The sequence below is a fragment of the Streptomyces krungchingensis genome, assembly GCF_054729265.1.
On sequence record NZ_JBPUKY010000001.1, the window covers coordinates 222,904 to 243,635 of the forward strand.

At 68.6% G+C, this 20,732-nt stretch carries 15 protein-coding genes and 1 pseudogene; 11 read left to right on the top strand and 5 right to left on the bottom strand.

The window, feature by feature from the left end; translation table 11 throughout:
* Nucleotides 1-191 precede the first annotated feature (191 nt).
* Entirely contained in the window at nt 192-632 is a 441-nt protein-coding gene (locus tag ACSYGO_RS01085) for a cupin domain-containing protein (protein ID WP_435227392.1), read from the top strand.
* A 230-nt stretch (nt 633-862) separates the two neighbouring features.
* Here ACSYGO_RS01085 and ACSYGO_RS01090 read toward each other — a convergent pair whose 3' ends face one another.
* On the bottom strand, nt 863-1,363 hold the full coding sequence (locus ACSYGO_RS01090) for an AAA family ATPase (RefSeq protein WP_460385455.1): 501 nt from the start codon (nt 1,361-1,363) through the stop codon (nt 863-865).
* Nucleotides 1,364-1,582: 219 nt separating this feature from the next.
* On the bottom strand, nt 1,583-2,761 hold the full coding sequence (locus ACSYGO_RS01095; RefSeq protein WP_460385456.1) for an RNA-guided endonuclease InsQ/TnpB family protein: 1,179 nt from the start codon (nt 2,759-2,761) through the stop codon (nt 1,583-1,585).
* Between ACSYGO_RS01095 and tnpA the strand changes: the two are divergent.
* Nucleotides 2,760-3,185 (top strand): annotated as a pseudogene (gene tnpA, locus ACSYGO_RS01100) (IS200/IS605 family transposase); the annotation flags it as partial. The gene ACSYGO_RS01095 and the pseudogene tnpA overlap by 2 nt on opposite strands.
* 230 nt (nt 3,186-3,415) lie before the next feature.
* On the opposite strand, the gene ACSYGO_RS01105 reads toward tnpA, so the two are convergent.
* Complete coding sequence (locus ACSYGO_RS01105) at nt 3,416-4,153, bottom strand: calcium-binding protein (protein ID WP_460385457.1); 738 nt, start codon at nt 4,151-4,153, stop codon at nt 3,416-3,418.
* 381 nt (nt 4,154-4,534) lie between these two features.
* On the opposite strand from ACSYGO_RS01105, the gene ACSYGO_RS01110 reads away from it, so the two are divergent.
* From ACSYGO_RS01110 to ACSYGO_RS01130, 5 genes are all read left to right on the top strand, one after another.
* Nucleotides 4,535-5,566 (top strand): LacI family DNA-binding transcriptional regulator, encoded by a 1,032-nt coding sequence (locus tag ACSYGO_RS01110; RefSeq protein ID WP_426679560.1) that lies wholly within the window; start codon nt 4,535-4,537, stop codon nt 5,564-5,566.
* Between the two features lie 574 nt (nt 5,567-6,140).
* Nucleotides 6,141-7,232, top strand: a complete 1,092-nt coding sequence (locus ACSYGO_RS01115; protein WP_460385458.1) for an ABC transporter substrate-binding protein — start codon at nt 6,141-6,143, stop codon at nt 7,230-7,232.
* A gap of 74 nt (nt 7,233-7,306) precedes the next feature.
* Nucleotides 7,307-8,866, top strand: coding sequence for a sugar ABC transporter ATP-binding protein (locus tag ACSYGO_RS01120; RefSeq protein ID WP_460385459.1), 1,560 nt, complete (start codon nt 7,307-7,309; stop codon nt 8,864-8,866).
* Complete coding sequence (locus tag ACSYGO_RS01125) at nt 8,859-9,821, top strand: ABC transporter permease (RefSeq protein ID WP_432187155.1); 963 nt, start codon at nt 8,859-8,861, stop codon at nt 9,819-9,821. The genes ACSYGO_RS01120 and ACSYGO_RS01125 overlap by 8 nt, the downstream gene beginning before the upstream one ends.
* On the top strand, nt 9,818-10,852 hold the full coding sequence (locus tag ACSYGO_RS01130) for an ABC transporter permease (protein ID WP_432173760.1): 1,035 nt from the start codon (nt 9,818-9,820) through the stop codon (nt 10,850-10,852). The genes ACSYGO_RS01125 and ACSYGO_RS01130 overlap by 4 nt, the downstream gene beginning before the upstream one ends.
* Nucleotides 10,853-11,436: 584 nt before the next feature.
* Here the strand turns inward: ACSYGO_RS01130 and ACSYGO_RS01135 are convergent.
* Nucleotides 11,437-14,709, bottom strand: coding sequence for a LamG-like jellyroll fold domain-containing protein (locus ACSYGO_RS01135; protein WP_460385460.1), 3,273 nt, complete (start codon nt 14,707-14,709; stop codon nt 11,437-11,439).
* Between the two features lie 832 nt (nt 14,710-15,541).
* On the opposite strand from ACSYGO_RS01135, the gene ACSYGO_RS01140 reads away from it, so the two are divergent.
* Nucleotides 15,542-16,168: a hypothetical protein gene (locus ACSYGO_RS01140; protein WP_460385461.1), complete on the top strand. Its 627-nt coding sequence runs from the start codon at nt 15,542-15,544 to the stop codon at nt 16,166-16,168.
* 251 nt (nt 16,169-16,419) lie between these two features.
* Here the strand turns inward: ACSYGO_RS01140 and ACSYGO_RS01145 are convergent, their stop codons facing one another.
* The gene (locus tag ACSYGO_RS01145) at nt 16,420-16,770 is read right to left on the bottom strand and encodes a hypothetical protein (RefSeq protein ID WP_460385462.1); all 351 of its coding nucleotides are present in this window, start codon (nt 16,768-16,770) and stop codon (nt 16,420-16,422) included.
* A gap of 199 nt (nt 16,771-16,969) precedes the next feature.
* Here ACSYGO_RS01145 and ACSYGO_RS01150 point away from each other — a divergent pair, with 199 nt between their 5' ends.
* The 3 genes from ACSYGO_RS01150 to ACSYGO_RS01160 are packed head-to-tail and all read left to right on the top strand — an operon-like array spanning nt 16,970 to nt 20,730.
* Entirely contained in the window at nt 16,970-18,763 is a 1,794-nt protein-coding gene (locus tag ACSYGO_RS01150; RefSeq protein ID WP_460389658.1) for an FAD-dependent oxidoreductase, read from the top strand.
* Between the two features lie 3 nt (nt 18,764-18,766).
* Nucleotides 18,767-19,822 (top strand): maleylacetate reductase, encoded by a 1,056-nt coding sequence (locus ACSYGO_RS01155; RefSeq protein ID WP_460385463.1) that lies wholly within the window; start codon nt 18,767-18,769, stop codon nt 19,820-19,822.
* Complete coding sequence (locus ACSYGO_RS01160; protein WP_460385464.1) at nt 19,819-20,730, top strand: intradiol ring-cleavage dioxygenase; 912 nt, start codon at nt 19,819-19,821, stop codon at nt 20,728-20,730. The genes ACSYGO_RS01155 and ACSYGO_RS01160 overlap by 4 nt, the downstream gene beginning before the upstream one ends.
* Nucleotides 20,731-20,732 lie beyond the last annotated feature (2 nt).

Genomic DNA, 20,732 nt, shown 5'->3' on the forward strand with positions numbered 1-20,732 from the left:
GGCTGTGAGCGAGTCAGAAGACGCTCGGCGTGTCACAGATGTGGGCTGCATCTGGTCTTCATCGTGAGACAAGTCCTGCGAGCCAGGAACCGACGAACTCGATCACTGTCGAACGCGTGGCCGGTACATCGGTCCGGAAGACGGTGGCCGCATGATCGTCCGTTCCAGGCAGGCTTTAGGAGGTGTGGCACATGTCAGAGAACCCGGTGCACGAGACCGCCCACGAGGGGCTCGAGGGATTGCCGCCCGAAATCAAGGTGCTGCAGGAGGTCACTCCGCCCTTCTTTCCCGAAGGCGGCTCAGGAATGACCATCCTCGTCGAGTGGCCTCCCGGTCACCCCGGGGCTGCCCCGCATCGCCACTCGGGGCCCGCCTTCGGCTACGTGCTGGAGGGCGCGGTCCGGTTCGAACTCGAAGGTGAGCCGGAGCGCGTGATCAAGGCCGGCGAGACGTTCTGGGAGCCGGGCGGCGACGTGATCCACTACCAGGACGGGAACGCCCTGACGGACGCGCCGACGAAGTTCCTCGTGACCATGGTGATGGCGCCGGGTCAGCCGATGCTCAAGTTCGTCGACGAGCAGGAGCTGAAGGAGCGGGCACATCTGCGCGCTCCGCGTCCCTCTGAGGGCTGACTCGCGGGTTCGACACGGGGGCGGAGCCCGGGATCCTGATCCCGGCGCCGAGCTTTGCAAACGAGATCCGCCGGGTTGCGGCGTCGGCACAGAACGTGATCCTACGACCCAATCCATTACATCGCCGCGCCCAGGTCAGGTGCCGTCTCGGTTCCGGTGCACGGGAGCGACCCGTCGCAGTACCTGGACCTGCTGTAGCCCGGGGCCGAAGGGCCGTAACGCCGTCGAGTTCAAGAGCCATCCACGTCGTCCCGGAGGGGGGCGTCGAAAAGACGCACCTCGTCATCCCCGGGCGCCTGGAAGAGCTGCGCATACTCCTCAAGCAACTCGCGGGTGACCAAGGCGGTCCCCGGCGCACTCTCCCGGCTGCGGACCTCGAGGCGGCGGCACAGCTCATCGACCGACGCGGCAAGATAGTGCAGTTCAACAGGAACCCCGAGTGCGCGCGCCGCCAAACGCTTCTCATCGCGCTCAGAACGTCCCCAGAAGCCGAACTCCAGGATCACCGTCTGTCCGAGCGGCAACAAGTCCTGGGCATGCTCCCAGAACCGCCCCTCGAGCCGGGCACGCGTACGCTCATCGAACAGATCGACCCCGAGGTCCGCCAACCATTCGTCCGGGCACAGGCGCACCGCCGGAGTCTCTCTCGCCAAGCGCTTGGCCAACGTCGTCTTCCCGGAGCCAGGAAGCACGCACAGCAAGATCAACCTGGGCTCAGGACTCGTACCCATCAGGCCCTCCAGGCCACCGCGGCAAGGTCATTCAGCCATGCTCGCGCAACCGCCCCTGCCAACGGAAATGGATTCCGCCGGCGCGGCCTGTGAATTGCCCGACCCACCTGAGAGGTCGGGCCACAGCTCGTTCCATCAACTTGACCCGGCCCTAATGGGCCGGTTTGGAGGTAGTGCCCGACTGGCTGCCGGGGTGGACTCCTCCGTCCAGACACCCCGCTATGGGGTGGCAGGGACGCGTGACTCACGCCCCGCGTTCCACACGCTCTCGCCACGGGTGGCGATGTTGTGGGAAGCGTTCCGGTCAGCGTGGGCAACGACCCCGCATCCCCGGCAGATGAAAAGCCCCTGGTCGACACGGTTGCGTTTGTCGACGTGGCCGCACTCGGCGCATGTCTGCGACGTGTAGGCGGGATCGACGAAGACCAGGGGCACCCCGGCCCGCTTGGCCTTGTAGACGATGAAGTCTGCGAGCTGGGCGAATGCCCAGGAGTGGAGTGCGACCCGTTGGGGCTTACGGAGCCGTACCCGGTTGCGGATGCCCTTGAGTTTTTCGAGGGACAGGCCGCGTCCGGTGCGTTCAGCCTCGGTCACGATCGTCTTGGAGATGATGTGGTTCTGGTTGGCGACATGCCGCGCCTCTTTGCGGGCACGGGCCCTCAGGCGCCGCTTCGCGGCCTTGGTGCGCTTCTTCTGGAGTTTGGCCCGCAGGGCAAGCTGTCGCTTGCGGTACCGGGTCAGCCCCCGCCCGGCGGCGAGGTATCCGGTGGAAGCGGTGGCGATGTTCTCGATCCCCAGGTCCACGCCGATGAAGCCGTCCGGCTCGTAGGGCTCGGCCTCGGGCACGTCGCAGGTGGCGACGAGGTAGAACACGCCGTCGCGCCAGATCAGGTCGGATTCGCCCTGCCGGTGCGCCCGGAGCATCGTGAGCGCGTCGGCGGAACAGACGAAGCGGACGTTCTTGACCCGGCCGTCCACAGTCCAGATGGACACCGTCTGCTGGTCGTACTGCCAGCTCAGGCACCGGTCGTCATACGGCTGGGCGGCCTCGGGCCGGAAGGTGATCGGCTTGGACTCGGCCTTGCGGCGACGCCTGGAGCCTTCCTTGCCCAGGTTCCCCGCGCGGACGTTGGCCTTGAGCGTGGTGTACGCGTCGCACACCTTCTTGATGACGTGTTGCGCGGCCTGCGCTCCCAGCCCACGGGCTTTGAGCTCGGCGTAAGTGTGCTTACGCAGCTCGTACTCACGCGGCACGCCGCGCTCGAACGCCACCCTCGACACTCGGTTCGCGGCGTCGTTGACCGTGCGCAGGGTCGCCTCAAGTGCCGGTGCCTGCAGGGCATCCGGCATGAGCTTGACCTGCGTCACGATCTTCACAGACGCGATCGTATGATCCATGTCACCACTTTGGGAGCCAAACCCCGATATCCGCAACGGCCGTAGTGTCGTCCACACCCTCCATGTGCACGTGGTCCTCACCCCCAAATACCGGCGCGGACCGTTCACCGACGAGATCCTTCGGCGCTGCGAAGAGGTCATGCGCGACGTGTGCACCGACTTCGGGCCACAGCTGCGGGAGTCCAACGGCGAACGCGATCACGTCCACCTCCTCGTGCACCACCCGCCCAAGGTCGCCATCTCCCGACTCGTGGGCTCCCTCAAGGGTGTCTCCGCCCGGCGCCTGCGGCAGGAATTCCCCGGCCACATGCACAAGTACCTGTGGGGCGAACACTTCTGCTCGCCGTCCTATCTCGCCGCTTCGCGCGGGGGAGCCCCGCTCGCAGTCATCAAGGAGCACATCAAAAAACCAGAAACGACCCGCCTGAACCGACTCAAGTCAACAGTGCCGACCCGTACGCTCGTACGGGAAAGAGCAGTACCAAGAAGCGCTTCCTCCCGGGCGCAAACGCCCGGGGTTCCGCGCTAGATCATGCTGAACCCTGACCCAAGGCCGCCCAGCATGCACAGAGAAGAGTCCCACATGAAGCCACGTCTGAACCGCGAGGCGACCTCGGTACCGGTCGCCCGGGCCGCTTTGGCGTCAGTCGCTTTTCAGCAGTTGGTTGCGCCGAGCTGGCCGGGGCCGGGATTCATGCAGGCGTTGTGGCCCGGGCCACCGTCGTTGGTGTTGGTGCCTTGCTGACCATTGAGAGCGTCGTTGCCGGCTTCGCCGAAGCTGCTGTCGTTGCCGGTGCCGCCGAGGATGTTGTCGTTGCCCGCATCCCCGTGCAGGCTGTTGTCTCCGGCGTTCCCGTTGAGGGCGTCGTTGCCCGTGCCGCCCTCGAAACGGTCGTTGCCGTCGCCTCCGTTGATGCTGTCGTTGCCGTCACCGCCGCACAGCAGGTCGTTGCCGCCGAGACCGTTGATGGTGTCGTTGCCGCCGAGACCGAAGATCGCATCGGGTCCCGGGGTTCCGTTGAGGGGGTCGGAGCGGATGGTGCCGGTGATGATGGTGAACCCTTGTGGGTTGGCCGGGGTGACGTTCGCGCACGTGGCCGGGTCCGGGGTGTAGGAGACGACGACCTTCGGTGTACCGGTGGCGGCATGGCCGGCGGTGCAGGTGGTCGTGGTGCCGGTCGTCAGGGTGGCACCCGCAGGGGTTGTTCGGCAGGTGCCGACCGCGTGCGCCGTACCAGTGGCGAGTCCGGTCAGACCGCCGGAGGCCAGGAGCGCCGCACCGAGCAGGGCAGCGGCGCGCCGGTCCCCACGGCCGTGGTGTCGTGAGTTGCCGTCGTGGGGTCCGCGCCGTCTGCCCTCGGCGTGTCCGCGGTGTGTCACCGTCTCAAGCACCAAGTCCTCCATGGACAAAGGTCGGAGATCCTCCCGGGAAGGATCATGCATGTCCATGGAAAGCCCTGCCCCGTCCCGTGGCAGCCCTCGGCACACCCAAGGCCACCTGAACAGCCCACCGCCGACTCGCGCGGCACAGCGGCCGAATCGGCCCGCCTCAGCCGGTGAACCCCACCTGCAAACACGGTGGGGACCCTGAACAGACGCCGATCAACGTCCTCGGGACTACTGTCGCCCGGCGCCTTGTCAGTGCGGCGCGGACGCCTGTATAACGTTGTAAAGATCACGTACGGAGAGTCGGAGCACGATACACGATGGTGACTCCGACGACCCCGTACCCGCACTGACCGGACCGGTCGGGACGCTGAAAAGGGGAATGCCGTGCGGGTCAGCCTCAAGGACGTTGCCGCGCACGCGGGGGTCTCCATCAAGACCGTCTCCAACGTGGTGAACAACTTCCAGCACGTCACCCCCGCGATGCGCGAGCGTGTCCAGCGATCCATCGACGCGCTCGGCTACCGGCCCAACCTGGCCGCCCGGCATCTGCGCAAGGGCCGTACGGGCATCATCGCGCTCGCACTGCCCGAACTCGGCAACCCCTACTTCGCCGAACTCGCGGCCGCCGTCATCGACGCCGCCGCCGCGCACGAGTACATCGTGCTGCTGGACCACACCGGGGGGCGCCGCGAGCAGGAGGTCCTGGTCAGCCAGGGCTTCCGGGCCAGGGTCATCGACGGTCTCATCCTCAGCCCGATCGAGCTGGAGGCCGAGGACCTGCGCGACCGGGCAGAGAGCGTTCCGCTGGTGCTGCTCGGCGAGCGCGACTACGACCTGCCGTACGACCACATCGCCATCGACAACGTCGCCGCCGCCCGGGCCGCCGTCCGGCATCTGATCGGACTCGGGCGCCGGGAAGTGGCGTTCATCGGCGCTCGGCGCGGCCGCAGCGAGACGGCTCAGCTGCGTGTCCGCGGCTGGCGCGAGGAGCTGACGGCCGCCGGTCTGCCGGCCGACGACGGGCTCGTCGCGGCCACCGACGGATGGGGCCATGCCGACGGCGCCGACGCCATGCGTCGCATCCTGGAGTCCGGGCGGCGCCCGGACGCCGTCTTCGCCTACAACGACCCCATGGCCATCGGCGCGATGCGCACGCTGTTCGACTGGGGGCTGCGCGTTCCCGAGGACACCGCGGTCGTCGGCTTCGACGACGTGGTCGAGGGGCGTTTCGGCGCGGTGACACTCACCTCCGTGTCGCCGGACAAGGAAGCCATCGGCCGGCTGGCGGTCGAGTCGGTGCTGGCACGGCTCGGCGGCGACGAGGTGTCCGAACCGCACCGCGTCTGGGCGGAGTACCGCCTGGTGGAACGCGAGAGCACTCTGGGCCGGGCGGCGGGCGGTCGCGGTCCCGTGTGACGCCGCGGACCGCACAAGTTGACTCCAAGGGCCCTCTCAGGCCTCCCGGGGCGGCCTGACATGCATGGCGTTCCGGCTTGCCCGGCCCGCGGGTCCTCCGCCCCCATGCGGCCCCGGGCCGCCGGTGCACCACGCGCTTTTGACCAGAACAATGCAGCATGACACTTCGTCAAAACACCGCTGTGCAGGCCATGTTGCGATCTGCGCTGCTGCGGAACCGGGCCGCGTGCCGAGTGTGACGTGTCCGGACGACGCTTCCGTCGCCGAGGATCCCGGTCACCTCGCCGAACTGCCGTGCCTCTGACCACGATTGCGGGTGCGCGTTCCTTTCCTCAGCCCACGCCCCGTCGCCGTCCCATGCATTGAGACGGAGGAACAAGGTAGTTCGCGGCATCCCGCGCACGCTGCGTGCACAGGGGGTTTACAGAGTCCTTCCAACGATGTAAAAACTCTGTGCGGCGGGCCGAACGCCCTTCCCGCCAGGGGAGATGCACTACTCGGCTCGACCATGCTCGACCTCTGCCTACTCACCTCTCCCCAGTGCCCTTTCAGCGTCACCCGGATCGGGGTCACCATGCAGCGCACTACTCACCGTCGTCTCATCGCCCGTCCCGTGGTCGTCTCCCTGGCCGCAGCCGTGGCGTTGACCGCCACCTCCTGCGCCAAGTCGGAGGACGACGGGGCGAACGACACCACCTCCTCGGCCGCCGCCGACTCCGCGCAGAAGGTCGCCGAGCCCAAGCCGGGCAGCAAGACCTGCACCATCGACGCGTTCGGCGGCAAGAAGCTGGACCTCAAGAACGCCACCGTCGGCTTCTCACAGTCGGAGAAGGAAGCCAACCCCTTCCGTATCGCCGAGACGCAGTCCATCAAGGACGAGGCGAAGAAGCGGGGCGTCAAGCTGCTGACGGCCAACGCCCAGTCGCAGTTCTCCAAGCAGATCAGCGACGTCCAGGACCTCCTGGCCAAGGGCGCCGACCTCCTGGTCATCGCCCCGCTCAACTCCGACGGCTGGGAGCCGGTGTTCAAGGCCGCCGCGGCCAAGAAGGTTCCCATCGTCACGATCGACCGCAAGATCAACGCCACCGCCTGCAAGGACTATGTGTCCTTCATCGCCTCCGACTTCGTCGAGCAGGGCAAGCGCGCCGCCGACCAGATGATCGAGGCGACGGGCGGGAAGGGCGAGGTCGCGATCCTGCTCGGCGCGGCCGGCAACAACGTCACCACCGAGCGCACCAAGGGCTTCAAGGACCAGATCGCCAAGAAGGCGCCCGGTCTGAAGGTGGTCTTCGAGCAGACCGGTGACTTCGCCCGGGAGAAGGGCCAGCAGGTCACCGAGCAGCTCATCCAGTCCAAGCCCGGGATCAAGGGAATCTACGCCGAGAACGACGAGATGGGCCTGGGAGCGGTCGCCGCGCTGAAGGGCGCGGGCAAGCAGCCGGGCGCCGTCAAGATCGTCACGGTGGACGGTACCCGCAATGCCGTCAAGGGCATCGTGGACGGCTGGATCAGCGGCGTCATCGAGTCCAACCCGCGCTTCGGGCCGCTGGCCTTCCAGACCCTGGACAGCTTCACCAAGGGCGACGAAGTGGCGCAGGACGTCATCATCGAGGACGGCGCCTACGCCCCGGACAACGCGAAGACCGACATCGGCAAGGCCTACTGACCCTCCGCAGGGGCCCGCTCCTCGCGGGCCCCTCCGCCCTCCCCCACTCCTCGCGTCGCACCCTGGAGGAACAGGTGGCACCCCCCGCCGAAGTGCTCGCCGTCCGCGGGCTGAGCAAGACCTTCCCCGGCGTCCGGGCCCTGGACGACGTGGACCTCACCCTGCACGCAGGTGAGGTCCATGCCCTGATCGGCGAGAACGGCGCCGGCAAGTCGACCCTCATCAAACTCCTCACCGGCGTGTACCGGCCCGATGCCGGTGAAGTCGTGTTCCAGGGCCGTACGGTCTCCTTCGCCACCCCGCTGGAGGCCCAGAAGGCCGGGATCTCGACCATCTACCAAGAGGTCAACCTCATCCCGCTGCTCAGCGTGGCCCGCAACCTCTTCCTGGGCCGCGAGCCACGCAACCGGTTCGGCGTGCTGGACATGGCCCGCATGAACCGGGAGGCCGAAGAGACCCTGCGCACCTACGGCGTACGCGTGGACGTCCGCCGCCCGCTGCGCACCCTCGGGGTCGGCGCCCAGCAGATGGTCGCCCTGGCCCGTGCGGTCGCCACGGACGCGCGGATCGTGATCATGGACGAGCCGACCTCCTCCCTCGAACCCCGCGAGGTCGAGACCCTGTTCTCGGTGATCCGGCGGCTGCGGGACGCGGGCATCGCCGTCGTCTACGTCAGCCACCGCCTCGACGAGCTGTACGCCGTGTGCAGCACGGTCACCGTGCTGCGCGACGGCCGACGTGTGCATCACGGCCCGCTGGCCGATCTCGACCGGCTCTCCCTGGTGTCGACCATGCTCGGCCGGGACCTGGGAGAGGTCCGCGAGGAGGGCCTGACCAAGTTCACCGGCGACCACGCGGCGGCCGACGCCGAACCCGTCCTCGCCGCAGCCGACCTGACGGTGCCTCACAAGCTGCACGGTGTCTCACTGAACGTGCGCCCCGGAGAGGTCGTCGGCCTGGGAGGACTGCTCGGCTCCGGGCGTACCGAAACGGCCAAGGCCGTCGCCGGAGCCCTGCCGCTGCGCTCGGGCAGTGTCACGGTGGCCGGGGTGCCGCTGCGCACGGGATCGACGCCGGCCGCCCTGCGCGCGGGCATCAGCCTGCTGCCCGAGGACCGCAAGAGCGAGGGGATCGTGCCCGGCCTGTCGGTGCGCGAGAACATCGCGCTGGCTGTACTGCCCCGCCTCTCCCGCTTCGGCCTGGTCTCCGAGTCCCGCGTCGACAGCATCGTGGACACGTTCATCGAACGGCTGCGCATCAAGGCGTCCTCGCCGCAGCAGAAGGTCGGTGAACTCTCCGGCGGCAACCAGCAGAAGGTGCTGCTCGCCCGGTGGCTCGCGATGAACCCCAAGGTGCTGCTGCTCGACGAGCCCACCCGCGGCATCGATGTGGGAGCCAAGGCCGAGGTGCAGAAACTCGTCGACGAACTGGCCGCGGACGGCCTGGGCGTCCTGCTCATCTCCTCCGACCTGGAGGAGCTCATCGAAGGGTCCGACCGCGTGGTCGTACTGAAGGACGGCTCCGTCGTCGGCGAGCTGGCCGGCGACGACGTGACGGAAGAGAAGCTGATGCGCACCATCGCCGGCAACGGCCCCGCGCAGGACGCGGTCAAGGAGGCGGCCGTCGATGGCTGAAGCCACCCTCCGTACCCTCCCGCTGGACAAGTCCCGCATCCTCCACTGGCTCCAGCGGTACGGCGTCTACGCCGGCGTTGCGGCGCTGCTCGTCGTCAACTCCCTCATCACTCCCTACTTCCTGACCGTCGAGAACTTCCGCACCCAGGCCGTCCAGGTCGCCCCCGTGATCATCGTCGCCCTCGGCATGGCCCTGGTCATCGGCACCGAGGGCGTGGACCTGTCGGTCGGCGCGGTGATGGCGCTGGCGGCCTCCGTGACAGCCCTCTACCTCGGCTACGGCCTGCTGCCCGCACTGCTGGTGGTCGCCCTGTTCGCCGCCGCGGTCGGACTGGCCAACGGAGCCCTGGTCGCGTTCGTCGGGGTGCAGCCGATCGTCGCCACCCTGGCCCTCATGGTCGGCGGCCGAGGACTGGCCCTGGTGCTGCTGCCGCAGCTCAAGGACCTCCAGAATCCCACGCTGGCGTCCCTGGGCTCCGGCGACCTCCTCGGCTTCCCGTACCTGATCCTCATCGCCGCCGCCCTGGCTCTGCTGCTGGCCTTCGTGATGCGTCGCACCACCTTCGGACGCCAGCTCCTGGCCATCGGCGACAGCCGCCCCGCCGCACAGCTCTCCGGCCTGCCCGTCCGCCGCGTGCTGATCATCGTCTACGTCGTCAGCGCGCTCCTCGCCGCGGTCGCGGGCGTACTCGCCACCGCCCGTCTCCAGGCCAGCGACCCCACCTCGCTGGGCAACCTGATGGAACTGTCCGCGATCACCGCGGTCGTGGTCGGCGGCACCCCGCTGACCGGCGGCCGCGTCAACATCGCCGGCACCGTGGCCGGAGCCGTCCTCATCCAGCTCCTCACCGCCACCCTCATCAAGCATGATCTGCCGCCCTCCTGGACCCAGATCGCCCAGGCCATCGTGATCGTCGCCGCCGTCTACGCGGCACGGGGACGGGGGAAGCGTTGACCACCACGAATACGGACGCGCCCGTGACCACCGTGAGCATCGAACCGCCCCAGGACGCCCACCCGGTGGGCTCCGCCCGCTCCGAACGCCTCAGCGCCCTCGTCCAGCAGCACGGCGCCCTGGCCGTCCTGCTGATCGTCTCCCTGGTGGCGTCGCTGTCCTTCGACTCCTTCGCCACCGGCGACAACATCAGCAACATGGCGACCAGTTCCGCCTTCCTGGCGATCGTCGCCCTCGGCATGACCTTCGTGATCATCACCGGCGGGATCGACCTGTCCGTCGGCTCCCAGTTCGCCCTCGGCGGCGTCCTGGCCGCCTGGGGATCGCGACACGGCACCCTGGTGGCCCTGCTGCTGCCGCTCGCCGTCTGCGGGCTGATCGGCGTCGTCAACGGCCTGCTGATCGCCCGCTCCCGCCTCGCGCCCTTCATCGTCACGCTCGCCGCCATGCTGGGCGCGCGCGGACTGATGCTCGCGCTCACCGACGAGGGCGCCGACACCTACCTCATCGGCAAGGGCTCCTTCCTCGCCGAACTCGGCCAGGGCAGCACCCTCGGCCTCGGCAACCCGGTGTGGATCGCGCTCGCCCTGTTCGCGGGCGGAGCGGTCGCCCTGCGCCGGACCCGCTTCGGACAGCACGTCTACGCGGTCGGCGGCAACGAGGACGCCGCCGCGCTGATGGGCGCCCCCGTGGCCCGTACCAAGATCCTCGTCTACGCCCTGTCGGGTCTGCTCGCCGGACTGGCCGGCGCCCTCAACGCCGCCTGGCTCGCCTCCGGCGTCACCATCCTCGGCAGCGGCATGGAACTGGACGCCATCTCCGCCGTCGTCATCGGAGGAACCCTGCTGACCGGTGGGCTCGGCTACGTCAGCGGCTCGCTCGTCGGGGTGCTGCTGCTGAAGGTGATCCAGAACGTCATCAACCAGATCGGCTCGCTCGACTCCTCCTACCAGCAGGTCGTCAGCGGCGCCTTCCTCGCCGTGGTCGTCATCGCACAGACCTGGCTCGGGCGCCGCCGACAACTCATGTGACAAGCCCCGGACCCGGCGGCCGAGCTCCAACGACCCGGCCGCCGGGTCCGGTTCCAGACGGCCGGGCCTCCCCGGCCGTCTTTCGCATGCGCGGATCTCGCCACCCCACGAGTCAAGGAGGCGCGATGCGTCGACCACCCGAGGGCCGAAGGGCCCTCGTCCGACGGAAACAGCGAGCGCGGTGGGCGACCACCGCGCTCGTCGTGCTCCTCCTGGGGCCGCCACGTCCGTTACGGCCGCCGGTTCCGAGTCCGCCGCACCCCGGACGTGGACACCCGAGCCGTCACCGATGGCCACTCAGTGGACGAACCAGGTACCCGCCGACGCCCCGCTCCCGACATGCCGTCGCCGGCCCGGTCCGACCAGGCAGCCGACCTGGCCCGACCAGACAGATCTCACCGGCACTTGGGACTTCGCGATCGCCTCGGCGAGGGCCGGGCCAGCCGCTTCGTTCACCGTGGACACCCCCCGGTCCGTGGACACGACCTGGGCACCGAGCCCCCCGTACAGGTCCGCACAGCAGTGGTCCCGGTGGCGGGAGGTCTCCCTCCCGCCACCGGGACCACGTTCGTGGGCGCTGCCGGCTACGGCTTCTCCTCGCTGTAGAGGTCGCTCACCTCCTCGGCGGTCAGAGCCCGGTCGACGGCGTGGACCTCGTCCACCGCGCCGTTCCAGAAGTCGACGTTCGAGCCGTCCCAGTGGGCGCGGCCGACGGTCAGCGGTCCGGTGCTCGGGAAGGCGGCGCCGCCGGTGGCCGTCGCCGCGAGCTTTCCGTCGAGGTACAGCCGGATCTGGTCGGTGCCGGCGTCGCGTACACCGACGAGGTGGTACCAGCGGCCCGTCTCCGCGGAGACGGCCACCTGGGCGCGGCGCTCATCGGGGGTGCTGAAGGCGAAGTTGCCGTGACCGTACTGCAGGTAGAACGAGTTGGCCGTGGCACGGGAGTCCTGGCTGACCGCGGTGGCGTAGTTGCCCGGGATGCCGTCGAGCCGGACCCAGGCGGACACCGAGTAGCTGCCGCTGGTGTCGAGCACCGGGCCCGAGGTCTCCGCGTACTGCTTCTGGCCGTCGAACTTCAGGGCGCTGCCGCTGACGCCGTCGGTCCAGGAAGCACCTTCGCGCAGGGTGAGGGGGGTTCCGTTCGGTCCGGTGTCCTTGGCGGTGGTGCCGGTGCCCTCGTCGAGGGTCCAGCGCCCGCCGCCCTTGAGCTCCTTCGTGCCCGCTGCGGCTCCGGCGGCGATGACCTTGAGGTTGACCTTGCGTACCTCGGCGGCGTCCATCTTGATGTCGCGCCGGTCGTACGTGTAGAGACCGTTGAGCTCGTTCTCCAGATCGGTGATCTGTGTGTACACCGAGCCGGAGAGTTCGGCGCCGGCCTGTTCGAGGTAGAACTTCTCGGTGTTCTCCACGTACCTGCGGGTCAGCTCCGCCTTGGTGGTGACACCGCTGTAGATCACCGTGGGGGCTCCCGGCCACATGTGGCCCGGGGACCGTAGCGTGAAGCCGCCATGCTCGCCGTCCATGGCGGCCCGCTTGTCGTCGGGGAAAGGCGGGTCCTCGTTGTTGTAATCGTGGTGGTCGATGATGTCGCCCTTGCCCGAGTCACCCTTGGAATTGCAGCAGTTGACACCGCTGTGGGTGTTGACGACACGGGAGGGGTCGGCTGCCTTGACGGCCTCGGCAATCCGGCCGGTCTCCTCGCGGTTCCACTCGCCCCAGCCCTCGTTGAAGACGATCCAGCCGATCACGGAGGGCGAGTTGTGGTGCTGGCGCACCATCTCCCGGCCCTGGTCGACGAACGCCTTCTGACCCGTCTCGTTGGTGATGTTGCCGGAGACGAAGTCCTGCCAGACGAGCAGGCCGAGCTTGTCGGCGTGGTAGAACCACCGCGCGGGCTCCACCTTGATGTGCTTGCGGACCGCGTTGAAGCCGAGCTTCTTGTGCGCCTTCAGGTCGAAGGCGAGGGCTTCGTCGCTGGGCGCGGTGTAGAGACCGTCGGGCCAGAAGCCCTGATCGAGGGTGGCGAGGGAGAAGATCGGCTTGTGGTTGAGGACGAGCTTGTTGAAGCCGCCCACCTTCTCGATGCCGATCTTCCGCATACCGAAGTAGCTGCGGACCTTGTCGCTCGACCTGCCGTCGGTCAGGGTGACGTCGAGGTCGTACAGGTACGGGTCGTCCGGGCTCCACAGATGCTGCTTCGCCACAGGCAGGGTGAGCTGCTCGTCCGCCGTCCCGCTGACCTTGCCGACGACCTGGCCGCGGGCGTCACGGGCGACGGCCTCCACACGGGCGGAGGAGGAGGCGCCTGCGGCGTCGACCTTCACCGCGAGGGTGCCGGTGTCGATGTCGGGCGTGGTGACAACGTTTTCGATCGAGGCGGGAGCCACGGGCTCCATCCACACGGTCTGCCAGATACCGGAGCTCTGCGTGTAGAAGATGCCGCCCGGGTTCGTGGACTGCTTGCCCATGGGCTGGTCCGCGCCACCGGTGTCGGTGACGGCGACCACGATCTCCTGCTTGCCGGTGCCTTTCAGGGCGTCGGTGACGTCGGCGCTGAAGGCGTTGTAGCCGCCGGTGTGGTCGGCGACCTTCGTGCCGTTGACGTAGACACTGGCCTGGTAGTCGACGGCGCCGAAGTTGAGCTTGAGCCGGTTGGAGCGGTCGCTCTTGCCCACCTTCCAGCTCTCGGGCACGTCGATGAGCCGGCGGTAGAACATGTGGTCCTCGTGCCGTTCGAGCCCGGAGAGCTGCGACTCGACCGGGTACGGCACGATGATCTTCTCGTCGAGGTTCTTGCCGAAGACCGGCTGTTCACCGGCCTTGGCGCCGCTGAACTGCCAAGGCCCGTTGAGGTTCTGCCACTTGGACCGCTTCTGCTGCGGGCGCGGGTACTCGGGCAGCGGGTGGTTCTTGTCGACCTCGTCGCCCCACTTGGTGGTGAGGCGGTGGGTGGAGTCGTTCTCCGCGTAGCGGATGACCTTCGGCACGGCCTTGCCGCCGGTCGTCAGACCGCCCTCGCCGTCGTAGGAGACCCGGACCAGCTGGTTCTGCTGGATGGGCTCCGCCAGGTTGACGTAGAGGGAGGAGGAGTCCCCGGGGACGGGGGTGACCGAATCGATCGGCATGGCGGTCGTGTCGGCCTCGACCTTCAAGTGGTCCTTGACCGCCTGGAGGCCGCCCACCTTGCCCTCGAAACGAGCGCGCAGCCGCCGCCCGTTCTCCGCGACGGTCGGCTCCACCGGGAAGACCTCGAAGTCGGCCGGCGGGGTGAACACGGACATCGGCACGATCTGCTTGGCCAGCGTCGGCGTCGACCAGCGCAGATACATGTTGGCGCCACCGGTGTCCTGGAACAGTTCCAGGCGGAACGAGTGCTTCTCACCGGCGGTCAGTTTGACGGGCTGGCTCGTCTGCTCCCGGTCCCAGTCCCCCACCCAGTGGTCGATGACGGGCTTGTCGTCGATGAAGAGCCGGAAGCCGTTGTCGCCGATGGCGTAGAAGGTGTAGTCACCCGTGGCCGGCGCTTCTATCTGGCCCGTCCATCGGGCGGTGGTGTGCTCCGTCTTCCCGGTCAACTCCTTGAAGGTGTCGGTCAGACCGGAAAAGTTGATCTGCGGGTCGAGTGTCGTCCCACCGAGTTCGGCGAAGTCCCGGGCACCGGGAGCCGACATGCTGAAGTACTCGCCCTTCAGACCATGCGTCTGGACGGCGGCCTGTTCGGCGGCGAGTGCCGAGGCACTGCCCGTCGACTCTGCGGCTGCCGCGGCGGGCAGCATTCCGCTCGGGGGCAGCACCAGCGCTGCGGTGGCAAGCAGCGCCAGCACTCTGGCTCTGGGGCGGGTGTCGTGTCGTGTCATCGAACCTTTCCTCGTACAGAGGCCGTGACCGCGTCCGACCGCCGGGGCAGGGTTACGTGCTCCTGTGAGGAAGCCCGTAGGGAGCTGCGCACCGGCCGAGGCACGTTCGGCGAGGCGGCCTTTTCAACGTTGGAAACCCTCTGCCAGCGGTATGACAGCACGCCCTCAGGAAGCTGTCCAGACCTCGCGCAGCACTTCGTCCCCGGACGCCACCGTGAGGAAGTACTGGGGAGCGCCGAAGCCGTCGGACACGACGAAGCCGCCGTGGAGGAGGTCTTGCGCCCGTCAGAACACCTCGTCAAGGCACGAGTTGAAGCAGACGTCACCGGCCGGACCGAGCACTGTCGAATGCATGAACGGCTCTGCGGGCGGATGTTCCCGACCGGGAACGCCTGACCTCACCGAGGCCGGCGGCCCACAGCATCCCGACGACCCCCGATCCCGAGCTGGGCACCGCTGGCCGCAGGCATGAGCAACTCCTTGAGCAGACTGAGGAGTTACTCGACTGCGTATGGCCAGACTCACCGCGTCCCCACGGCACCGTCAGTGAGACACCGACGAAGTGCACTGGCACTCGGCTTCGCCTCACCGCGGCAGTCCCGGCGCCGCAAGTGGGTCTGCGCTCCGGCCACGGCCGTCCTCGATCTGCTGGATTTCAGCCATGCATCTGAGGACATTGCGCATACCTCCCGTACTATCGCTAGAACCGAGGTGTGCGGTAGCAACATTCACTGCCCGCACCGCACCAGGCTGAACAGCACACGATGAGACTTCACATGCACCGCGCCCCTGCCGCCCGTCGGCCGCGGCGCCCGGAAGGGGTGTGAGCATCATGGCCGAAACCACCACCGTGACCACCGAGTTGACCTCGCAGTACAGCGCGCAGGTGGCCGGGGACCTTGAGCGGAATCTCAAGGAACAGGAACGTATGGTCGGCGAGATCGAGGCGTTGCAGGCGCAGTTGACTGCGCTGCAGCACGACCACAGCGTCCTGGTGAACGTCCAGCAGGCCCTGGGCGTCCCGGCGCCGCTCGCCGAGTCCGCCCCTGAAGCCGCCGCAGCAGTGCCCGCTCCCCGCAAGAAGACGGCGACAGCGGCGGGCACGGGCAGGAAGCCGCGGGCGGCGAAGAAGTCCGTGGACACACCGCGGGGGAAGAGCAGCAAGAAGGAAGGGGGCAAGACACCGGCCGCCCCTTCGCCCCTCCCCAAGCTCGTCGACCTCGTCCGCGAACACCTGGCGGACAGCGGTGAGCCCCGCTCCGCCGCCGAAGTCGCCACCGCGTTGGGGCAGCAGCACCCCGAGCGTGCCATCAAGAACACGGTCGTGCGCACCACGCTCGAAGGACTGGTGGCCAAGAATCAGGCCCAGCGCAGCAAGCAGGGCTCATCCGTCTTCTACACCGCCCCGGAGGGCTCAGAGCCTGCCCAGGAGGGGTCGGACACTCAGCAGTCCGCTTGAGCGCTGACGCCTCACACGTTCACCGCGGTCGGACCGCACCAGGCCCGCTGCTGCCGCGCGGCAACACGGGGGCGCGCGGCAACAGCGTGCCTGGTCAACGCGGGTGTCACATGCGAGTTTCGAGGTGAAGGGTCTCGGCCTCCGCACGGACGCGTCGGGGGGCCACCAGCCATTCGTGACAACGTCGCGGCGGATACTCGGCGAGTCCGCACCCACACCTCAGCACGCTCATAGGTCGCAGGACCGGCTCGTCACACCGGCGGGTCCCCGAACAGCGCCCTCACAGCCTCCTCCAGCGAGGTCGCAGGCCTGCCGAGAACGCGCTGGAGGTCGTCCGTCTGCCGCTCCAGCGCGCCGCAGCGCACCTGGTCATCGAGCCGGCCCTGGGCGCCCGGCAGGCGCTCTTGCCGTGCGTGCAGCGTGACCGCTGTGCCGGTGACACGGGTCAGGGTCCCGGCCGGCTGCGGGTAGGTCCACAGCGTGCCGGTGAACTGTCGGTGTCGCCGGCGATCGGTGTGTGCCGTACACCCCGTGTACGAGCTGCTGCGGACGGCGGCTGAGCCCTGCCCGATCGGAGCGCGGCAGCCGCCATGCCCTGCCACCGCTGCGGACCTCCGGCTCCGCGCCGATCGAGGTGCGGCGGGAGCACGCGGGCGCCCTCGCTGCGGCTCCCGGTCTTCGCGGATCCGCCATGTCTTGGTGTTCCCGCCAACCTGGAAGCCGATCCGTTCCCCAACCGTTCGGTCGGTCTCACACTGGCGTCCTCGGCGACGTTGCCGGATCGATGAAAGGCCCATGACGATGCCCATATTCAACGACGGGATCCCCGAGACCGAACTGCCCACCGACTCGGCCGTGACGACCGACGTCGTGGTCGTCGGTTCCGGCCCTGCGGGTGCGTCCGCCGCGCTGCTGCTGTCGACTCTCGGCGTCGACACCATCATGATCACGAAGTACCGGTGGACGGCCAACACCCCCCGCGCCCACATCACCAATCAGCGGTCCATGGAGGTCTTTCGCGATCTCGGCATCGAGGACCAGGTCCTGGCAGATGCCACCGAACACGGTCTGGTCGGTGACACGGTGTTCTGCACCAGCATCGCCGGTGAGGAGATCGGGCGGATCCACACCTGGGGCACCCGTCCCGACCGGGAGGCCGACTACCGGCTCGCGTCTCCCTGTCTGACCGTCGACATCCCGCAGTCCTACCTGGAGCCGATCCTGGTGCGCAACGCGACCCAGCGCGGCGCCCAGACCAGGTTCTCCACCGAGTACCTGTCGCACACCCAGGACGCGGACGGCGTCACGGTGCAGGTGCTGGACCGGCTCACCGGCCAGGAATACAGCATCCGTGCGAAGTACCTGATCGGCGCGGACGGGGCCCGTTCCAAGGTCGCCGCGGACATCGATCTGCCGTTCGAAGGCGCGATGGACATCGCCGGCTCGATGAACATCACGTTCAAGGCCGACATCACCCGTCTTGTCGCCCACCGGCCGTCCGTCCTGTACTGGGTCATCCAGCCGGGCTCCAACGTGGGCGGCATCGGCGCGGGTCTGGTGCGCATGGTGCGCCCGTGGAACGAGTGGCTGATCGTGTGGGGCTACGACATCTCGGAGGAACCCCCGGTCGTCGACGAGGAAGCCGCCGCGCAGATCGTGCGCAATCTTCTCGGGGTCCCGGATCTCGAGGTCGAGATCACCGGCACGAGCCTGTGGGGCAACAACGAGATGTACGCGACCCGGCTTCAGCAGGGCCGGGTGTTCTGCGCGGGCGACGCCGTCCACCGGCACCCGCCGAGCAACGGCCTGGGGTCCAACACCTCCGTCCAGGACTCCTACAACCTCGCGTGGAAGATCGCGGCGGTACTCAAGGGGCATGCGGACCCTGCCCTGTTGGAGACCTACACCGTCGAGCGGGCACCGGTCGCGGAGCGCATCGTCAAGCGAGCCAACAAGTCCAGCCGCGAGTTCATCGACATCTTCCAGGCGTTGGGTGTCCTCGACGCGACGAGCGAGGCGGAGATGGCGGCCGCCATCGAGGAGCGCAAGGCCAACACCCCTGCGGGCGCCGCCAAGCGGGCTGCCCTGGTGCGGGCGATGGATCTGAAGAACTACGAGTTCAACGCTCACGGTGTCGAGCTCGGCCAGCACTACACGTCGACCGCGGTCGTTGCCGAGGGTGCCGAACCGCCGTCCTCTGCACGGGATGCCGATCTCTACTACGAGATGTCGACCGTCCCCGGGGCGCATCTGCCGCACGCCTGGGTGGGCGACAGCGCGCACCGCAAGGCACTCATGGACCTGGCGCCCTACGACCGCTGGACCCTGCTGACCGGAATCGCGGGCGAGGCGTGGCAGGACGCGGCCGAGAAGGTCGGCCAGGACCTCGGCATCCCGCTGCGTGCCGTCGTCATCGGCCCGGGCCGCGAGGTCAGCGACCTGTACTACGACTGGGCCAAGCTGCGCGAGATCGGCGAGGGTGGTGTCCTGCTGGTGCGGCCCGACAAGCACATCGCCTGGCGCGCGATGGAGCTGCCCGAGAGTCCTGAGGACGAGCTGCGCAGCGCCCTGCTCTCGATCCTGGGGAAGGACTGACCCGTGCAGTTCGTACACGACACACTGGCGCAGCGGGTGAGGTTCGCCTCCGGCGCCGCGGCGGAGGGGCTCGCCGCCGAAGTCGACGATCTCGGCGCGCGGCGGGTGATGGTCATCGCGGGTGCGTCCGAGGAGAAACTGGCCGAGCGCATCACCACCGGCCTTCCCGTGGCTCACCGGCACCATGAGGTCGTCATGCACGTCCCCGTGGAAGTGGCGCACAGGGCGCGAGCCGCTGCTGCCGAGCGGGACGTCGACGCCCTGGTCAGCGTGGGTGGCGGTTCGACCACCGGTCTGGCCAAGGCGGTCGCGCTGACCACGGGGCTACCGATCATCGCCGTACCGACCACCTATGCGGGATCCGAGGCCACTGCCGTGTGGGGGATGACGGAGAACTCGGTCAAGACCACCGGCTCGGATCCGAAGGTCCTGCCGCGCACGATCGTCTACGACGCCGCGCTGACCCTCACCCTGCCCGTCGAGCTCAGTGTCGCCTCGGGTCTGAACGCCCTGGCGCACTGCGTGGACTCCCTGTGGGCCCCGCGGGCCGACCCCATCAATCAGGCCCTGGCCATCGAGGGTGCCTGGGCCCTGCGCGTCGGCCTGCCTCTGGTCGCCGCGGAACCGGATGCGATGGAGGGCCGGGAGAAGGCGCTGTACGGCGCGTACCTGTCCGCGGCGGCATTCGCGTCGGCGGGCTCGGGTCTGCACCACAAGATCTGCCACGTACTGGGCGGCATGTTCAACCTGCCTCACGCCCAGACCCACGCCGTCGTCCTGCCCTACGTCCTCGCCTTCAACGCTCCCGGCGTCCCGGGCGCCGAGCAGCGTCTGACGGCGGCCCTCGACGCTCCCAGCGCGAGCGAGGGGCTGGCGCGGCTGCGTGACCGGCTGCGCGCCCCGCGCTCGCTGCGCGATCTCGGGATGCCTGCCGACGGCATTGCCGACGCCGCCCAGGCCGTCGTGGCGGCCGCCCCGGCCGGCAACCCCGTGCCGGTCACCCTCGACGCGATCACCGACCTCGTCCGAAGCGCCTGGGAAGGAACAGATCCCCGATGACCCACGACCTCACCACCCCTGGTGCCCCGGTCCCGGCTGAGCAGCAGGAGCGGGAAGCCGCGATCACCCGCGAGGTGCTCGCGTCCTTCGACGGCTGCACCGACCCTCGGCTGCGCGAGATCATGCGGTCCCTGGTCCACCACCTGCACGACTTCGTGCGGGAGGTCCGCCTCACCGAGCAGGAATGGAACGCGGGGATCGAATTCCTCACCCGCGCCGGTCACATCACCGACGAGCGGCGCCAGGAGTTCATCCTGCTGTCGGACGTGCTCGGCGCCTCCATGCAGACGGTCGCCGTCAACAACGCGGCGCACGGCGACGCCACCGAAGCCACCGTCTTCGGGCCGTTCTTCGTCGAGAACAGTCCTGAGATCGATCTCGGCGCAGACATCGCCTTCGGCGCGCCCGGACAGCCCTGCTGGGTGGAGGGCACCGTCACCGACACCACCGGGAAGCCGGTCCCCGGAGCGCGGATCGAGGTGTGGGAGGCGGACGAGGACGGCTTCTACGACACGCAGTACGGCGACGACCGGATCACGGCGCGGGCGCATCTGTTCACCGACGCCGACGGTCGCTACCGCTTCTGGGGGCTGACGCCGACGCCGTATCCCATTCCTCACGACGGGCCGGTCGGCGGGCTGCTGGCGGCGACCGGCCGTTCACCCATGCGGGCCTCGCACCTGCACTTCATGGTCAGCGCTCCCGCCCTGCGCACGCTGGTCACGCACATCTTCGTCAGCGGTGACGAACTCCTCGGCAGTGACGCCGTGTTCGGGGTGAAGGAGTCGCTCGTGAAGGACTTCCACGTGCGGGCGCCGGGTACGCCCGCACCGGACGGACGCGATCTGAGCGACCGTTCGTGGACGCAGGTCCGCTTCGACATCGTTCTGGCGCCCGAGGGGAGTTGACG

What these genes read in the sequence shown, in the direction of transcription:
- ACSYGO_RS01090 (WP_460385455.1), bottom strand. Translation starts at nt 1,363, where the DNA reads ATGGGTACGAGTCCTGAGCCCAGGTTGATCTTGCTGTGCGTGCTTCCT.
- ACSYGO_RS01125 (WP_432187155.1), top strand. Translation starts at nt 8,859, where the DNA reads ATGGCTGAAGCCACCCTCCGTACCCTCCCGCTGGACAAGTCCCGCATC.
- ACSYGO_RS01085 (WP_435227392.1), top strand. Translation starts at nt 192, where the DNA reads ATGTCAGAGAACCCGGTGCACGAGACCGCCCACGAGGGGCTCGAGGGA.
- ACSYGO_RS01140 (WP_460385461.1), top strand. Translation starts at nt 15,542, where the DNA reads ATGGCCGAAACCACCACCGTGACCACCGAGTTGACCTCGCAGTACAGC.
- ACSYGO_RS01095 (WP_460385456.1), bottom strand. Translation starts at nt 2,761, where the DNA reads ATGGATCATACGATCGCGTCTGTGAAGATCGTGACGCAGGTCAAGCTC.
- ACSYGO_RS01160 (WP_460385464.1), top strand. Translation starts at nt 19,819, where the DNA reads ATGACCCACGACCTCACCACCCCTGGTGCCCCGGTCCCGGCTGAGCAG.
- ACSYGO_RS01135 (WP_460385460.1), bottom strand. Translation starts at nt 14,709, where the DNA reads ATGACACGACACGACACCCGCCCCAGAGCCAGAGTGCTGGCGCTGCTT.
- ACSYGO_RS01150 (WP_460389658.1), top strand. Translation starts at nt 16,970, where the DNA reads ATGCCCATATTCAACGACGGGATCCCCGAGACCGAACTGCCCACCGAC.
- ACSYGO_RS01115 (WP_460385458.1), top strand. Translation starts at nt 6,141, where the DNA reads ATGCAGCGCACTACTCACCGTCGTCTCATCGCCCGTCCCGTGGTCGTC.